Source organism: Vibrio sp. 10N.222.55.B11 (genome assembly GCF_041473705.1).
Lineage (GTDB): Bacteria > Pseudomonadota > Gammaproteobacteria > Enterobacterales > Vibrionaceae > Vibrio > Vibrio crassostreae_C.
Map to the genome: position 1 here is coordinate 4,730 of NZ_JBFRST010000094.1, position 338 is coordinate 5,067.

A 338-nucleotide genomic window follows, 5' to 3' on the forward strand; every position below is an offset into this window, starting at 1 on the left:
GGTGGCGACGTTGTAAAAGCGCCCAATTAAATCATTTTGGCTTATCCAGCCGTACGCCAGTGGCTTCATCTCTCCAGTGCTTGGATGCACCAAAATCAAGGCGGGCGTAAAAGGCACCGTGACTTTTCCTTGGTTGTGGCGGTTTTCTTTGAGGTGAGTGATGAAGGTTTCATCATTACTGATCCCAAGGAGCTCAAAATGGTATTGGTCAGCAAACGCTTGAATGGACGGGGCGAGTTGCTGGCTTAGCGTATCTTTTCCTTCATAAACAAAGAAAAAGCCCCATCCGTCTTGTTTCATCTTTTCAACCGCGTCGGTTTTCTTCTTATCCTCCAGTG

Annotated in this window: 1 protein-coding gene; it reads right to left on the reverse strand. The window is 47.3% G+C overall.

The genetic code is table 11. The features are described from left to right. Nucleotides 1-338 (reverse strand): conjugal transfer protein TraF (gene traF, locus AB4503_RS24140; protein WP_372115832.1); only part of this gene is annotated, 338 nt, incomplete at both ends.